The 16,146-nt window shown below is 37.3% G+C and carries 13 protein-coding genes and 2 tRNA genes; 3 read left to right on the plus strand and 12 right to left on the minus strand.

The features are described 5' to 3' along the window. Positions 1-220: 220 nt before the first annotated feature. Positions 221-910, minus strand: coding sequence for a DUF169 domain-containing protein (locus FXW07_RS09075; RefSeq protein WP_229395159.1), 690 nt, complete (start codon positions 908-910; stop codon positions 221-223). Between the two features lie 2,139 nt (positions 911-3,049). On the opposite strand from FXW07_RS09075, the gene FXW07_RS09080 reads away from it, so the two are divergent. Further along, a complete protein-coding gene (locus FXW07_RS09080) occupies positions 3,050-3,703 on the plus strand; it encodes a hypothetical protein (RefSeq protein ID WP_229395160.1) in 654 nt (217 codons plus the stop codon). A 381-nt stretch (positions 3,704-4,084) separates the two neighbouring features. Further along, entirely contained in the window at positions 4,085-4,696 is a 612-nt protein-coding gene (locus tag FXW07_RS09085; protein WP_229395161.1) for a DUF6338 family protein, read from the plus strand. Between the two features lie 703 nt (positions 4,697-5,399). On the opposite strand, the gene FXW07_RS09090 is transcribed toward FXW07_RS09085, so the two are convergent. From FXW07_RS09090 to purD, 5 genes are all read right to left on the minus strand, one after another. Next, positions 5,400-5,487: transfer RNA gene (locus FXW07_RS09090), tRNA-Leu, on the minus strand. A gap of 56 nt (positions 5,488-5,543) precedes the next feature. After that, positions 5,544-6,011 carry an NUDIX hydrolase gene (locus FXW07_RS09095; protein ID WP_229395162.1) on the minus strand — a complete coding sequence of 156 codons (468 nt, stop codon included), beginning with the start codon at positions 6,009-6,011 and terminating at the stop codon, positions 5,544-5,546. A gap of 130 nt (positions 6,012-6,141) precedes the next feature. Beyond that, positions 6,142-6,226 (minus strand) — tRNA-Leu (locus tag FXW07_RS09100). Between the two features lie 222 nt (positions 6,227-6,448). After that, positions 6,449-7,357, minus strand: coding sequence for an ornithine carbamoyltransferase (gene argF, locus FXW07_RS09105; RefSeq protein WP_229395163.1), 909 nt, complete (start codon positions 7,355-7,357; stop codon positions 6,449-6,451). A 268-nt stretch (positions 7,358-7,625) separates the two neighbouring features. Further along, positions 7,626-8,927: a phosphoribosylamine--glycine ligase gene (gene purD, locus FXW07_RS09110; protein WP_229395164.1), complete on the minus strand. Its 1,302-nt coding sequence runs from the start codon at positions 8,925-8,927 to the stop codon at positions 7,626-7,628. 544 nt (positions 8,928-9,471) lie between these two features. Here purD and FXW07_RS09115 point away from each other — a divergent pair. Further along, positions 9,472-9,792, plus strand: a complete 321-nt coding sequence (locus FXW07_RS09115) for a carboxymuconolactone decarboxylase family protein (RefSeq protein ID WP_229395165.1) — start codon at positions 9,472-9,474, stop codon at positions 9,790-9,792. 36 nt (positions 9,793-9,828) lie between these two features. Here FXW07_RS09115 and pyrE read toward each other — a convergent pair whose 3' ends face one another. The 6 genes from pyrE to FXW07_RS09145 all read right to left on the minus strand — a co-directional run bounded on the left by pyrE (position 9,829) and on the right by FXW07_RS09145 (position 15,628). Further along, entirely contained in the window at positions 9,829-10,392 is a 564-nt protein-coding gene (pyrE, locus tag FXW07_RS09120; RefSeq protein ID WP_229395166.1) for an orotate phosphoribosyltransferase, read from the minus strand. Between the two features lie 89 nt (positions 10,393-10,481). After that, positions 10,482-11,027, minus strand: a complete 546-nt coding sequence (locus FXW07_RS09125) for a CDP-2,3-bis-(O-geranylgeranyl)-sn-glycerol synthase (RefSeq protein WP_346655643.1) — start codon at positions 11,025-11,027, stop codon at positions 10,482-10,484. A 618-nt stretch (positions 11,028-11,645) separates the two neighbouring features. Next, on the minus strand, positions 11,646-11,879 hold the full coding sequence (locus FXW07_RS09130) for a hypothetical protein (RefSeq protein WP_156151076.1): 234 nt from the start codon (positions 11,877-11,879) through the stop codon (positions 11,646-11,648). A gap of 151 nt (positions 11,880-12,030) precedes the next feature. Beyond that, a complete protein-coding gene (pyrG, locus tag FXW07_RS09135; protein ID WP_229395168.1) occupies positions 12,031-13,635 on the minus strand; it encodes a CTP synthase (glutamine hydrolyzing) in 1,605 nt (534 codons plus the stop codon). A gap of 1,052 nt (positions 13,636-14,687) precedes the next feature. Then, positions 14,688-15,431 (minus strand): hypothetical protein, encoded by a 744-nt coding sequence (locus FXW07_RS09140; protein WP_048121311.1) that lies wholly within the window; start codon positions 15,429-15,431, stop codon positions 14,688-14,690. A 14-nt stretch (positions 15,432-15,445) separates the two neighbouring features. Continuing rightward, positions 15,446-15,628: a methytransferase partner Trm112 gene (locus tag FXW07_RS09145; protein ID WP_048121313.1), complete on the minus strand. Its 183-nt coding sequence runs from the start codon at positions 15,626-15,628 to the stop codon at positions 15,446-15,448. Positions 15,629-16,146: the final 518 nt, after the last annotated feature.

Below are 16,146 nucleotides of genomic sequence, written 5' to 3' on the forward strand. Positions count from 1 at the left end.
ACCGCATTGGTTTTTATGAGAATATTATGAGAATATTATGAGGATATTATGAGGATATTATGAGGATATCCACACAAAACAACGAAGATCCTGTTTAAGATATACATATCCAAAAGTTTATCCTGTGTATTTAACAAGCCCTTTCACGATTTTTTGGAAATCTTGTAAAGGGCTTGAGCTGAAGAAATTTTGCTTTAAAGGGAAATACGCTTTCCGGATTTTACTTAGGGCAAATTTCCTTGAGGCCAGCAGCTACATCAGCCAGAAGCTCGATAGGAATTCCCATAATCATTTCTTCGTCTGCGATTTTGGTGTATGTCCTGCTGCCGCTGCAACCGACTGTGACTCCGATTTTGCCTTCTTTATATACATTGACAACCCCGTCTGAACACAGGCTCTGCTTCCCTGCAAAACTCGCTTCGACCCGGCCTCCGGTTTTATACATTGCAGCCTGTGTGAGTAACATTATTTGTTTAGGCTTACCGATAATCACAACAACATCAGGGATAAACGTGGCTTTTTCCAGAGGAGAGTACAGGATAGCTTCTGTTGAGTTTGGGGGAAGCTTGGGAACTCTTTCAAGGGTACGCCTTGCAGCGCCCTGGGTGCTGAACTGTTTGAGTTTATTAAAATAAAACTCTCCACTTGCGACCTTTGGAGGCATTTCGCCAAGGCCCATTGCGCCAGCGCCACCTTTACACATCTGGTCTTCCCCAAGGGTATAGAACTCTTCACCTGTTCTTCTAACCCTGTCAACCAGCTGGCAGTGCCTCATAGTCTCATCTACTTCTTTCATTCCTTCAGGAATTTCTCCTCCTTTCGGGATCAACTTTACTGCAACAGGAGAAGTCTCAAGTTTCAGGCAGTCTACAATTTCTTGTCCATATTTATTTATCTCTTTTACATCCATGTTCTCAACTCGGGTTTTGAAATTTTTGTTACTTTTAAGGTAGTAATACTGTTTTAGAACTTCATAAGTATTTTCAAAAGTTGTTTGTCTGGTTGTCCAGTTCCGGCAAATAAGACATGACAATTTTTGATCAAAATATTCCTATAAAGTTTAAGAGTTATTTTATCAGTTACGGGCAAATTCCTGTCAAATACAGACAAATAATACATGATAAGATTCAATATAAGTATTCCCGAGTTTATATGAATACAGGCAATTTCTCGCAGTACTACCATTTTTGGCCTATTTTTTTCAGTACTGAGATCTTACTCACTGAAATTTAAGAGTTTGTGGAGTACGGAAAATTCACCCTATATTTGGCAGGTCGACATAAGGAATTTGAATATTTTGTATCATCTTCAAATTGTATGGGTAAAAGTAAATTTCATGTATTTGCTGAAAAGTTATAAACTTTATTAAGTATGAAAAACAACATCAGACGATGCACCCAACTTTATAACTATATGATAAAATTGTGGCATAGTTATTGAGTTGGAAAATTCTCCATTGAATTTTAAGATGATACGATATCGTAAACTAAAGAACCTTGAAAATCCTTGAAAAAAACCTGTAGAAATGTATGAAACCTTAAATAAAAGCTAATAAAAAAGTTTGATGCGAGAGATGCGATTCGAACGCACGAATTCCTACGAAACTGGACTCTGAACCTGGCGGTTTTGACCTGGCTGGGCAACTCTCGCATGTTGATGTTTTGTATAACGTTTAGTCCTCTATGTAAAACTCTGAATGATATCCATTAAGCTCTAGGGGAAGAGGTGATCTCATGTTTATATCTTGGAGATCACTGGTTCATGGCACGCTGAGAATTCTCTAGATAGAATGATGCTCTTGTTTTTCATATATTTTGAATTACTGCATAGGTTTTACCTCAAAACCGATGCATTAAGGGGTGCGGCCAGCGAATCCTGAATTTCGTACGCTAAGAAATTGCCTCTTAAATCCTGAAGAATTTCGTGTTCATAAGGCATCTAGATCAATAATCGTCAGCTGGTTAAAGACATAGTTTCCCTTTATCTCCTCTACCGAGTATAGATAAAACTTTTAATTCTAATACCAGCAGAAATAACAAATAAAACGGAAAAAAGAACAAGCAGTATTTCTTTAAGAGGAAAAGTTATAGGTTGGTTCTGTGCTATGTAGCTATAACCAAACCCAATAGAACAAATAATAAACAAAAGTGAACTTATAAAAGTTGCATACTGGTCATTTACTTCTAAAAATAAAAGCTTATTCTGTTTTGAAAAATCATTTTCAGTTTTATATTGAATCGAATCGTTGCTTTTTTCGAATAATGTATATTCGTTATTTCCTTTTATTTTATATAATGAAAGAGCAAGTGCTATTATTAACGATATAATACAAAGAACTAGGCTCAAATTAATTCCAAATAACGCTTTAATTATTGTTGACTCCCTGTAAGCGAATATTGTTGCATATAGAGCTAGTACCACAATTGCGAATTATATTGTCGAGTAGAGTCTATCTATATTTTTATCATATATTTCTATAAGTTTAGTTCCGATATCTCTTTGATCATTAGGCATACTTTATCATACACCACTTCATCTAGCAAGGTACAGTCATATCTTGTTAGATACCCATTCTCTTTTAATTTGTTTTTATTGACCCATATGGATCCTATCCTTTAAGTACTTTTAGATCAGAGATTTAATAATGCTCAAATAGGAAAATAAAGAGCTATTAAGCCTCCAAAAGCAATATGTTTATATAGGATTAAAAGGTTAAATAAAACTCTGTTGAGGGATTTTAAGAACCAAAGGAATGACCAAATCAGGACATTCAACTCTGTTTTTTTCCTAACCTTGTTTTATTCTGAAATAATTTCATCTCAAAATTTTTACCTTTTTCAAATACGAACATTTTCACATAGAAGGTTCGTATTTTTAAGCAAAAAACTACTTCCTAATAAGACAATTTCCTACAAATGTTTTCATTTAAAGGAATTAGATAGCATATCACACTTTTGATTTCCTTTTTATTTTATTATATCCTTAGAAGATCTTGTTTGCAACGGGACTCAAGATAGTAATTATGATTAATTTAAACATGTGATTAAAGATGATACAAGATACAAATATTGTTTACAGAGATTTATTGGATGCTTACAACGAATTAATTGAAAATGATCGTTCTATTCTTGCTGTTCGTAAAAATCTTCAAAACTTTTTGACTTGTAGTTTTCAATTAACCCAAGTAATGTATAAAGAGTTTCCAAGAAGAACAAGTGAAAAGTGGAATTCAAGCAAGTTCTCTGGATGGGATGACATTTCTAAATTGTTTAAAGAATTTCGAAATGTGGTTAATCATGAACCACCACTACTAGTAAAATTCGATGCAAAGCATTTTTTCTCTGCAAATAAAGTATATGGATATTCCAATTCTTCTGTCGGTAGCAAAATTAGTTCTGTAGAGGCTACTTATGAAACTGATCCACGTTCAGATTGTATTCCAGATGTGAGTAACTTCAAAATAATTACAATAAATATTGATACAGATGAAATATCTAATGAAGATGCTGAACTAGATCATATAGAATATAAATTTGCATTTATACCAACAACAGATAAAACTAAAGAGCTTTTAAACAAAGTAGGAAATGATGATTTATTTGAATTGGCAAAACATTATTTTAAAACCTTACAGGATTATTATGGTTTTTATGAAAAGTCTGCCCAAGAACATGAATTTGCTCTCAAATCTACAGACATTTAGAATAAGAAGCAAAGAATATTGATAAAGGACGGCAGTGTAGGGAAAGTTCTATAAAATTTGAATTACTCAGCATTATTTTGGTAGTATATTAAATCTTCTGTAAATTTGCTTTTCAATTATACACAGATTTTGAGGCAAAACTTGTGCAATATTCTAAAAACTCTAATTTTTCAAGACTTACTAAATACAAACGTTTATTGATAGATATTCGTATTTTAGGGAAATAAACAACTCTTGTGTATAAATGAAAAGAAAATTTACAGAAGATTTAATACACAGCCCAATCCTAAAAAGTTAAAAACTACAATATTATATAGTAATATAGTAAAGAAATTGATTTTCATAGAGTAGAAGTTCAAAAATAATGGAGAAATTTGAAAGATGTTATTAGATGATGTTAATTACTTATTAAAAATTTTATCTGTAATTATACCTGGATTTCTATTTATTAAATTTTATGATCGAGTAATTCAACGTTCATCTACTAAGGATAGCTTTGAGTTTATTATATTGAGTTCCTTCATATTTATAGTCTTGTATAACTTATCATCCAGCATTAGTGAATATTTATCTAACTCTTTTGGTTTTGATCATCTATTACTAATTTTTTTTGTATTATTCTTCTTCTTATTAGTCTTTTGCTTACTTTTCGAAAAATACAATGTATTTGGGATATTTAGAAAATGCCTTTTTAGTACCTTAAATTATGAGTCAACGACTGTTTGGGATGCTGTTATTCCTGGTTATTGCGATTATGTAATAGTTTACACCTCAGATGGATTAAAGTATTGTGGACAAATCTTACTTTTTACTTGTACTAGTGACACAAATAGTCATCAAATTAAGGAGATATTTTTACACAACCCTGTAATTTTAAATGAAGAAAATAAAGTCGAAGAATGCGAAGTTAATTTGGAAGGAGTACTTCTACTCAACGAAGATATAAAAAGAATCGAATTTCTAGATAAAATAAAACATCAAAAAACTATATAACTTGACAAAGTATCAAATTTACTGTAAATTTGCTCTACATACTATGCATAGATTTCTTGCAAAACCTGTATGTTTTCCTAAAAATTTAATTTTTCAGGATATTTCAATATACGAACCTTTTAACATAGAAAGTTCGTATTTTAAGCAAAAAATCACTTATTTCACTATCAATTTTTAGCAAATTCTTCATAAAATACGAACTTTTTAATATTTTGTTCATATACTATCTTTCATAAATAATAGACTTTTTACCTTTGATGGAACAAAGGTTCTCACAGTTGCAGAATATGACCGATTTTGTTAATTTCGTTCCCATGAAGTTCAGACATATTTTTGGAGTCAATGAAATTATAGGCCTTCGGCACATGGGGCTTGTTTTATCTTAAAATTATTGAGCATATTCAAAACAAAGTATTTTGTAACTGATGTAAAAGTGCATAGGTTTTATTGTAATATATGCATTATAATTTACTATAAAAAACTGAATTGAAATGTATCATGAAAGCTAAAACAGATATTAGTAAACGACCATTTAGCTGAAAAATGTTAAGATCTAGAAAACTTCACAGAACACCGAGTTCTAAGATCAAAATACAAGCCTAATAATTTCATATAAGATCTTGAAATGATTCTAGAATTGCCGTAACTCAAAAGAAATTATAAAATAAGCAACTTAAGCAAAATTAAGATTTAATTAAAGATTTGGTACGAGAGGTGCGATTCGAGCGCACGAACTCCTACAAGACCAGGCTCTGAATCCAGCGCCTTTGATCTGGCTGGGCAACTCTCGCATGCTGACTTATTTACTTTTGAATAAAATATACTTACATTCGCTAAACACTGAATCTTATCCATCTTGCCTACCTAAGTATTCGGTAAATCTTTTTTGGTTAGTATCCGCCCAAAATTCATCTTGTTTTATGATTTCTGGAAATACAATTAATTCTTTCACTTGTCTTTTATCTAGCCAACAAACTTTTTTAATATAATGTTCATAGGGTCCGTTTCCTTGAATATTTTTTATTGACAAATCACCACTTAAAACATTACCTCTCAAATAAATTTCTAAGTTATGCGTACAGTTTTCTAAATCAACAAACTCACGAATATATAATATTTCATTTGTTTCAATGTTGTATCCGGTCTCTTCCCGCGTTTCTCTAATTGCACAGTCATGAATATTCTTATCTAGTTCTTCTAAACCTCCACCAGGTGGTACCCACCACTCAAAACCAGTTTTTGGGTGAACATGTTTAACTAATAAAATCTTTTGTTCCTGAAGAACTATTGCTGCTACACGAATTCTATTAATCATCACTAATCCCTTTGAGTATTTTACAAATTTTTAGCATTCAATTTTCCATAAGGTGCACGGTTTTACCTTAAGGTAGCTGAGAAAAGGGCTTTAATGAACTGATAATAATAATTTAGAAAAAAAGAATTAGTGCGAGAGGTGCGATTCGAACGCACGAATTCCTACGAAACTGGACTCTGAATCCAGCGCCTTTGACCTGGCTGGGCAACTCTCGCACGATGTAGCTTATGTTGCAGGAGCAATAGTAGTGCTCTTTGTTCTTATACTTTTTCCTTGAAAGCCTGCTCGGAGGGCGAAATTCGTTTAAACTCTTTCAATAATTTCCTTTTTTGGGAACCGGTTTTAAGCAAGTTTAAACTAAGATTTAAAACCGCAGAAGCCGAAAAATCCCTGAGCATTTATAATTTATATAAAGTAGGTTGGAATTGATGAAATTTTCATCTCATCAATTTCAGGATAAGGGCTTTTTGCGCATGCAGACGGTTTTCAGCCTCTTCAAAAATCACGGAATTCGGGCCGTCCATAACTTCATCCGTAATCTCAAGGCCCCGACGGGCTGGCAGGCAGTGCATAACTATTACGTCCGGCTTTGCAACTCCAAGAAGTTCGTTATTGACCTGGAAAATGGCAAAGTCCTTCAGGCGTTTCTCCTGCTCGGCTTCGTCGCCCATGGAGACCCAGACATCCGTATAAATGATATCCGCATCTTTTGCGGCAACTTTCGGGTCATCCGTAACTGTAAACTTGCCTCCGAGGGCTTTTGCCTTTTCAAGAAACTCGGGCTCAGGTTCGTATCCTTTCGGGCAGGCAACAGCAAACTCCATTCCCATAATAGCCGAGCCTAGAAGAGCTGAATTACAGACGTTGTTTCCATCTCCTACCCAGGCAAATTTCAGGCCTTCAAACTTACCCTTACACTCCATTATGGTCATGAAGTCGCCAAGGATCTGGCAGGGGTGCTCCCGGTCCGAAAGCGCATTGATCACAGGTATGGTTGAGTATTTGGCTAATTTCTCTACGGTATCGTGGCTCATAACTCTGGCCATGATTCCATGAAGGTAGCCTGAGAGAGTTCTGGCAGTGTCCTCAATAGTCTCGCCTCTCCCTACCTGGATATCTCTGGAATTCAGGTAAAGGGAATGTCCTCCGAAATCAGTCATTGCAACCTCAAAGGATACCCTGGTTCTTGTAGAAGCTTTCTCAAAAATCATTCCCAGGCTTTTGTTCTTCAGGTACTCTGTAGGTTCTCCAGCCTTGCGTTTTTCTTTCAAGTCCATAGCCGATTTGAGGAGTTCATAAATCTCTTCTCTGGACAGGTCAGTTATCGAAAGTACATCCTTCTTCATCACTTCAACCCCGACTTACTCTAGCTGAATTTACTTCATTCAAGCTGAATTTACTTCATTCAAGCTGAATTTACTTCATTCAAACTGAATATACTTCATTCAAGCTGAGTTTCTCTTTTTTAACTGAACTTACTTCATTCTGGTTGAACTTTAGTTTATATTACTGCATAGTACTTATTTGCACGCCGTACTTTTGCAGGACATTGCAGGCAGTTAGCCTTGTTTTCAGCAGTAATCCTTATTTTCTTGGCAATTAGCCTCTAGGCAGTTAGCCTCTAAGTTCTTTCATATGGTCAATTCTCTTCTGGATAAGAGCGGTAGTCCCGATGTCTTTCCGGAAAAACAGCTTGCCGTGAAGATTTTCAAGGGCATTCTGGGCAATTTTTTCGGCTGCAGCTATAGTTTCGGCAATCCCGACAACTGCAATGGCGCGGGAGCTGGTTGTGTAAACTTTTCCTTCTTTTTCATAGACACTAGCATAATAAATGGATGCATCCCCTATGTCTCCTACAGTTACCTCGCTGTCTTTTTCAGGATTTTCAGGATAGCCGGCAGGAACTGCGTATTTACAGACAGTTGCTTTCTTGCTAAAGCTTACAGGTAAATCTCCAAGGGTCCCTTTAACCACCGCAGACATGATATCCACGAAATCTGTTTCAAGGAGAGAGATCACATTCATGGCTTCTGGGTCACCGAACCGAGCATTAAATTCCACGACCTTGGGGCCACTGGCTGTAAGTATGAACTGCCCATAGAGAATCCCCTGATACCCGGTCCCGGTTTCCTCAGAAAGCGCCTTTACGGTATCCTGCATGATCTTCTTTGCCTTCTCAAGGTCTTCAGGAAGCATAAAAGGCAGGATTTCCCCTGCATCAGTGTATGAACCCATACCTCCTGTATTGGGTCCCAGATCTCCTTCATAGGCTCTTTTGTGGTCCTGCACGGCAGGGAAGAAAACAAGGCTTTTTCCGTCTACAAAGGCCTGAAGCGTAAATTCCTCTCCTATGAAGCGTTCCTCGATGACTACAGACCCTTTCTCAAGCAGCTCACTTGTGTAGGCCTTGGCAGCCTCCAGGTCAGGGAGCTGGTCTCCCATAACTTTTACGCCTTTGCCCCCTGTAAGACCTGAGGGTTTGACTGCCACGTCGCCCAGTTTTTCTATGAAAGCGTGCGCAGGTTTTTCCTCTGTGAAAACTTCATAGGCAGGGCAGCCTTCGATTCCATATTTTTTCATGAAATTTCTTGCCCAGGCCTTGTCAAACTCTATAATTGCACAGGCTTTTTTAGGCCCCACAACCGGAATTCCGGCATCCCATAGGGCATCTGCAACTCCTGTTGCAAGAGGGGCTTCAGGGCCTACAAAAGCCATTTCGACGTTTCTGGCTTTTGCGTACTCAACAACTTTTTCAACTTCAGTTTCCTTCTCAAGGAGAAAGTCCTCACAGAGAGCAGCAATTCCGGGATTTTTTTTCGCCATTAACGCATAAAGAGAGGGATTATGCTTGCTTTTCTTGATTCCTTCGGCGATTGCGTGTTCCCTTCCGCCTCCGCCGATAAGCAAAATTTTCATTTTTATTCTCCTGGTTTTAAAAAGATTCTTATTATTTTCAAGTATAAGTATGGTTTCAATATGTACTGATATAAGGTGAAATAGATAAGATAAGAAAAAGGTAATGAATTTTCAGTCCTCAAAACCTTTCAATGCTGCTTTATGCAGCTGTCTCCTTTTATTGACAATTTGCTGATTACTCACTAACAATTTGCTGATTACTCATTAGCAATTTGCTGATTACTCATTAATTATTTATTTATAGTTTGTTGGCAACTTGCTGGCAATTTATTACCAAATACTTTAGTAAAGAATATACTGAAGGACCTCCTAGTTCTTTATTTCTTCTAATAAATATCTTTTCATTGTGAGGCTCCAAATTTAACTAAAAATCTTCCTTTTTGAGATCCGTTTCAGATTTTTGCTCCACCTTTTCCAGTGATCGAAATCCTTTTTCCATGAATCGGATATCCCAGGTTTTCCTAGCGGGGTAAAAACCAGCCCTTTTCCTGAGACGAAAATCCTAATTTTTATAAAGTAAAAAATAATTAGACTCTTTCAGGAGATGAAAACTACGAGTCAAAATCCATATGAAATCTTCCAGAAAGAATGTCCTGAAGTAGCAGCACGTTTTAATGACCTTATTGAAGCCCAGAAAGCGTTGAAAGGCCTTGATGCTAAAACAAAACAATTGATTACCATAGCCATCCAGACTGCGAACCGAAACCCACGTGGCGTACAGATGCATGCAATGATGGCAAGGAACGAGGGTGCAGCTCGTGAAGAAATTATTGCTGCAGTGGTTCTGAACCTTCACCATTCCGGTTTTGCTAAAGTCCTTGAGTGCCTTCCTGCAGCAATTGATGGATTTGAAGGTAAAATCTGAAAAACTTCAGTATCGGCAGGTGCTCTTGCACTTCCTTTACTTTAAGAGGTCACGTGCACTTACGAGAGGTACAAGCTCCGTACCTGCCTCTTTTAAGTTTTCTATTGCTCCTTCTTCCCTGTCCACAACACTGATTACATATTTGACGCTTGCTCCGGTTTCCCTGACAACCTCAATTGCGTTCCTGACCGATCCTCCACTTGTTGTTACGTCTTCGAGCATTACAAGCCTGTCTTCCGGTCTAATATCGCCCACAAACCTGCTCTTTGTACCGTAGTCCTTTATAGATTTCCTGACTATAAGCAGAGGAAGCTCGGTTTCCATAGAAACTGCAGTTGCCAATGGCACACCTCCAAGTTCCACTCCTGCTATTATGTTCACATCCATCTGTTTTATCCTGAATGCTGCCTGTCGTGCTATAAGTTTCAGGGTTTTAGGGTCAGTACTTGCTTTTTTGATGTCTATATAATACTTGCTTTTCTTTCCCGAGGCAAGCGTGAAATCCCCGTAGCGAACGGCTCCGCAGGCCTTGAGGGCTGCGATTAGTTCCTGTTTCTGATTCTCAATGTTATTTCCTGTTTCGAAATTTGTTTTGTTCATTCTCTCACCGTATTTGCAGCCTTATTAGCGCTATAAGTGCTTTATTAAAGTTCTTCCTGTACTGATTCTTATGAATTTCCAGTATAATTTCACCAGGGTTCTTTCTTTACACCTATAAAGTATCCGATTATATTTGTTGCAAGATGGAGCAGAGGCGTTATTATAATAACGGTAAGCATGATCCCGTGAGTGAAATTACTCACAAACCACTCAGGGGCTACAAGGTATGTAAATACCCAGCCTCCCACAACAAAATCAAGCTGGTCTACCAGAGGAAGAGATGCTCCTCTTTTCAGGCCCATCCTGCGCTTGAAAAAGCTCTTGAACATATCCCCGAACAGAGCGCCGGATGCGAGGGCGAGCACAACTATTAAAGAACTTTTGTAATCCGGGCCAAAGGCAGGCATTTTGATCCCCATAACCTCAAACCCTCTGGAACTCAGCCAGATCTCAATACACCCTGCAATAAACCCGCAAAATATACCTGAAAAGAGCCCTCTATAAGTCTTTCCGTCTCCAAGGATCCTTCTTCCGTCCTTATAGGTCTTACCCCAATCAATCGGCTTTCCGCCACCAAAAACAGCTGCAAATGGATTGGAAAGGTATGCTGGAAGCATCAACCAGAAGGCTTTAATTATCAGCTCGATCGTGATATCAACTCTTTGTATAGGTTTGTTTTTTGAGGCGAGCTTAACTTTCTGGATATCGCCGTACTTTTTAATTCTCTATTACTTTTTAATTCTCTATATAATTGCCCGCGGAGCATACCAGTAACTTTTGCTCGCTGTCTTACTCTGCTTTTCAATCAGTCAGTTACGATTAAGATATCGACTTAAAAATGGAGTTATCAATTGACTTAAGTAATTTAAGTAATGGATTTTAGATAAGGGCTTAACGTACTCAATTGATGGGATTATGTAACTATTGACTCTATTTAATTGTATTTCTTTTTACGTTTTAATCTTAATTAGCGCTTCCCAGTGCCTTTATACTATGCTATTCTGAATAGTTTTTTTTCGAAGAATAATTAAATTTGAGATGATGAGAAAAGTCTATGAAAACGAAGAAAAACAAGTGCCAATGAAATCTCATAATAGGAAAGTAAGGATTTAGAAATGTAAAGGTTTCTAGATAGGTAATGGAATTTTATAGTACTTTTTGTACAATCTTGAAATAAAAATTGGTGTCGATCGGGGTGAATAGTCCCCAGATCTTCTCACACGCTATATAGAAAAGAAACGCTTAATAAGGAATTATTTTTTTCTCTTTTCCTTTGCAAGCTTCTTTTTTGCATCCTTGCTACCTGCAGAAGCCTGTTTTTCCAGCTCCTCAAGCTTTTCTTTCTTAGCGCTTTTCTTCTTATCCAAATCTTTTTTAGACATTGCCATAATGCGTACCTTCATAGGTTTTGGTGAAGTTGCGATATCTGTACAGGCATTGCTTATGTAAGATGCCTCAATAGATCTCGCGTAATCTACCTTTTTCAATTTTAAAAGTATTTATCAGTTTCCAGCCAAATTAATCTTTTTGGCAGAGTGCCAGGTCAGGTTAAAGGTTTTAACTTCTCAGATAAGATTAAAATATTCATGAAAAAGGGAATTAAAAGTGATAAATCCCCTAAAATAACTTTTACTTGCGTTATCGTCCTTCTCTTTCCTTCCTGTATTTGCACATTGCCGCGACGAGACCATTGAATGGCGGAGATGGCCTTCCAGGCCTTGACCTGAACTCAGGATGGAACTGGGAACCAAAGAAGAAGCGTTTGCCAGGAATCTCGGCAATCTCCATCCTGTTCTTGTTTTTGCCTGAAAAGACAATACCGTAAGACTCAAGTCTGTCAACAAATTCCGGGTTAACTTCATACCTGTGGCGGTGGCGCTCGACAATGTAATTGGTCCCGTAAATTTTAGCGGCAATAGATCCTTCTTTCAGGATGGCTTCATAGTCCCCAAGGCGCATGGTTCCGCCCATGTCTGCAACACTTGTTTGCTCAGGCAGGAGGTCAATTACAGGGTAGGGTGTGTCTTCGTCAAATTCCGTACTGTTTGCCCCTTTGAGTTTGGCCACATTTCTGGCAAACTCGATGACTGCAAGCTGCATACCCAGGCAGATCCCAAGGAATGGAATATCGTTTTCCCTGGCAAACTTAATTGCCATCATCTTGCCTTCTGTGCCTCGCCCGCCAAAACCGCCCGGAATAAGAATCCCATCATACTGTGTCAGCTTCTCAATCTCGGCTGGATTTTCTTCCAGGATTTCGGCTTCAACCATATTGACTTCAACCCTGCATCCGTTATCAATTCCTCCATGCTTGACAGCTTCAAGGATGCTGAGGTAAGAATCCTCAAGGTTGGTATATTTTCCGACAATTGCAAGTTTTACAGTATCAGTTGTAGATTTCATCCTTGCAACCATCTCTTTCCATGCACCGTTTTCAACATTGGAATCCAGTTGCAGGTGTTTCATGAGCTGGGTGGTTAATCCCTGCTCTTCGATCTCAAGAGGCACTTCATAAATATCATCGGCATCATGAGCGCTGATAACCAGTTCCTGGGGCACATCACAAAACAGGGCAATTTTCTCTTTGGCGCTTTCCTGAAGAGGAGACTTTGACCTTACAACGATTACTTCAGGACTGAGCCCAAGGGCACGGAGTTCCTTTACGGAATGCTGGGAAGGCTTGGTTTTTTGCTCTCCCTGAAGGTCTTCCATAGCCAGGGTGACATGAATAAATGCAATATTTTCAGAAGGTTCTTCCCTGTGCATCTGACGTACAGCCTCAAGGAAAGGCATGCTTTCAATGTCCCCAACAGTCCCTCCGATTTCAATAAGACAGATATCAGCCCCACTCCGGGCTGCAACCTTTCTGATCCTGTTTTTGATCTCATTTGTGACGTGGGGAATAATCTGAACGGTTTTTCCGAGGTAGTCTCCTCTCCTTTCTTTGGAAATTACTTCTAAGTAGATCTTGCCTGTGGTAAGGTTATGGTCCCTCGTAAGTTCAGTATCAAGGAACCGCTCGTAATTCCCAAGATCCAGGTCAACTTCACCTCCGTCTTTGAGCACAAAAACTTCCCCATGCTGGTAGGGGCTCATGGTGCCTGCATCAATATTGATGTAAGGGTCGATCTTGATAGCCGTAACTTTATAACCTTTGTTTTTAAGGTTTCTTCCAATGGATGCGATGGTAATGCCTTTTCCAAGCCCGCTCATCACCCCACCGGTAACTATGATGTACTTCATGGATAAGCTTCCTCATTAGTTTTTCCTAATAGTGGTTTCAGACTACTATAAAGGTTATTACGCGGAGTTAGACAGGAAATAATCAAATTAGTAATGTATAAAAATCTGTCATTAATCCTCTTGTACGAACACAATACCAATATCTTCATGATATAAAAATTACTCCCAACTTCTAAAAATGAACAGACTCAAATAAGAAGTGAGAGTAAGAGAATAGACCTGATGATGAATAACTCATAAAGTAATGGCTAAAGTGCCGGCCGACAGAAAAATCTGGATTGAGGGAGAATAAGGTACAGTAAAGTACATTTTTTTTAGTTTTTAGATAATTCAGAATTATGAATATTTGGAATGTATTTTTCCATGCATTTTTATTGATTTTGTTGAGCATGTGCTCACAGCTAATTCAAGAAGTTTATTTAGTTGTTGCAAAATCACCTTATTTTTGAGGGGGGGCAGAATGTGAGTTTATAACTGAGATTAATTTCAGGTTTATAACTCAGAATTTACTTCTGAAACCGAAGTGAGAATTAGCTTCAGGCGCATAAGTAAAAATTCATCTGGTTCTTCGTTGTTTTGTGTGGATATCCTCATAATTTCCTCATAATTTCCTCATAATTTCCTCATAATTTCCTCATAATTTCCTCATAAAAACCAGTGCAATCTTGAATTGAAAATCATCTTATCCATGGGGGATGACGAAGAACCATTCATCTTATTCAGAACTGATTTTTGGCTTGAATCCCACAACGTTCAAAAAAATCAAATTTAAATTTAGAGAATTAAATAAAAATTTTGGCAGACGTGAAGATACATGGTGAATATTAACTAATTAATGTAGAATGAAGAGCAAAATTAGTAATAAATTGTATAAATAAAAAAATTAAGTTGTGCTTTTGAAAGGGGATCGGAATATGAGTTATAAACCTGAAATGAGTTCTGACTGAGAACCTGAAAATCAACTTTCAGTTATGAATCTTAAGTGAATTGAATGGATATCAGGTTCAAAATGGATATAAGTCAGGTTTAAAACTGTGATTCCCCTAAAGGTTTTAGCTCTCTTCTGCAATTTTTAGCAGAATATATATCATGCAGGTCACAAAAAGTATTGAAAACAAAACCGACTGGGCAAAGCTGACCTTAAACTGCAGGCCCGATGGCAGTATAAAGTAGAGGAAGAATAAGCATGCAAGTAGTAAAAAGCCTCCAAAAGCAATATTCAGAGGAAGTTTTTCGTTATCACTTATATGTATTGGACTCTTTCTTTCGGTGGCTGAAAAGCTTCCTTTAAAACTTCTGTGGATAAAAGATGAAAACCCGCCAAAATCGTTTCCCGATTTAGGGTGAGAGAGTTTTATAGGTAGTGTAGTTGAGGATCTTTGAGAACTCAATTCATCTTCCTGATTTCCTGCATGGGACTCGTCTTCGGAGTGTTCCTGCGGCTTTGGATCGATTTTTCCAAGCTGGACTGGAAAACCTTTCTTTCTGGAGCCATAACCCGCTGTGATATAGATCTGCCCTTTTGTAAGCACCCTGCCTTCTTGCGGGATTCTTGCAACTACAGAAACGTATTCTTTCTGAAGCACATATGGGTTATCCCTCAGAAAAATGATCTGACCTTTCAATTCATCACTTACTGAGAAGTGAATATGCGTAGGGGACCCGTAGTTTGTGATCAGGACCTCAAAGGTTTCTTCTCCGCCGGGAGAAAGAGAAATCTCAACACTTTCCTTTTCGAACTCAATTGAGTTTATCTCTTGTCGGTTGATAATAACATTCTGGAATGTCTGCTGCAAGTTTAACCCTCACATCAGTTTCTAAGGTCAGGAGGAAGTAAATTTGGGATTCCCTCGTCGATGGGATAGTGCTCTTTGCATACAGGGCAGTAGAGGGTTCCGGATATAACCTCTCCTTCATTTTCTTCGACAACGTTCAAAACCAGGTCGCCCTTACATATAGGGCAGGCCAGAATATCCATAAGATCTCTTTTCACCAAAATTCACCATTAAAGTCGCTTTACCTATAAGAGGAGACAAAGTTTAACATTAAATAAGGAAAGTTGATTGTTTTTAATCCTTGCTTTTTGTTCTGCGGATGTGAACTTTATCCCGTTACTTAACCGTATTCAATTCATACTCCTATTTTAATGTAATCTATATTTTTACAGGCACTTCTGATTTGAAGCTTGTCTACTCTATCGAATGTTGTTCTTTATATAAGCTAATATCAAAACTAATATCCTATTGATGTTATAAATATAAAATTATAATAGTTCTCACCGGGTTACGGTATTCAAAAAAGACTTTTAAGTCTTTATTAAATTTTATATGAGTTTTACTAGAGAATTATAAGTTACAACCCATTAACTCTATAAAACCTTCCATTTGTAATATGTCAAACATTTTGAAATGAATTTGTATTGTTAGATTTCTAAGTTTAAACCGGGCCAGTAAAATAAGTTTAGAGATATAGTTTAAAGGGATTTCCCTATAGATCTTTTTAGAGTGGGAC

This window comes from Methanosarcina sp. DH1 (assembly GCF_020804205.1).
Taxonomy (GTDB): Archaea; Halobacteriota; Methanosarcinia; order Methanosarcinales; family Methanosarcinaceae; genus Methanosarcina; species Methanosarcina vacuolata.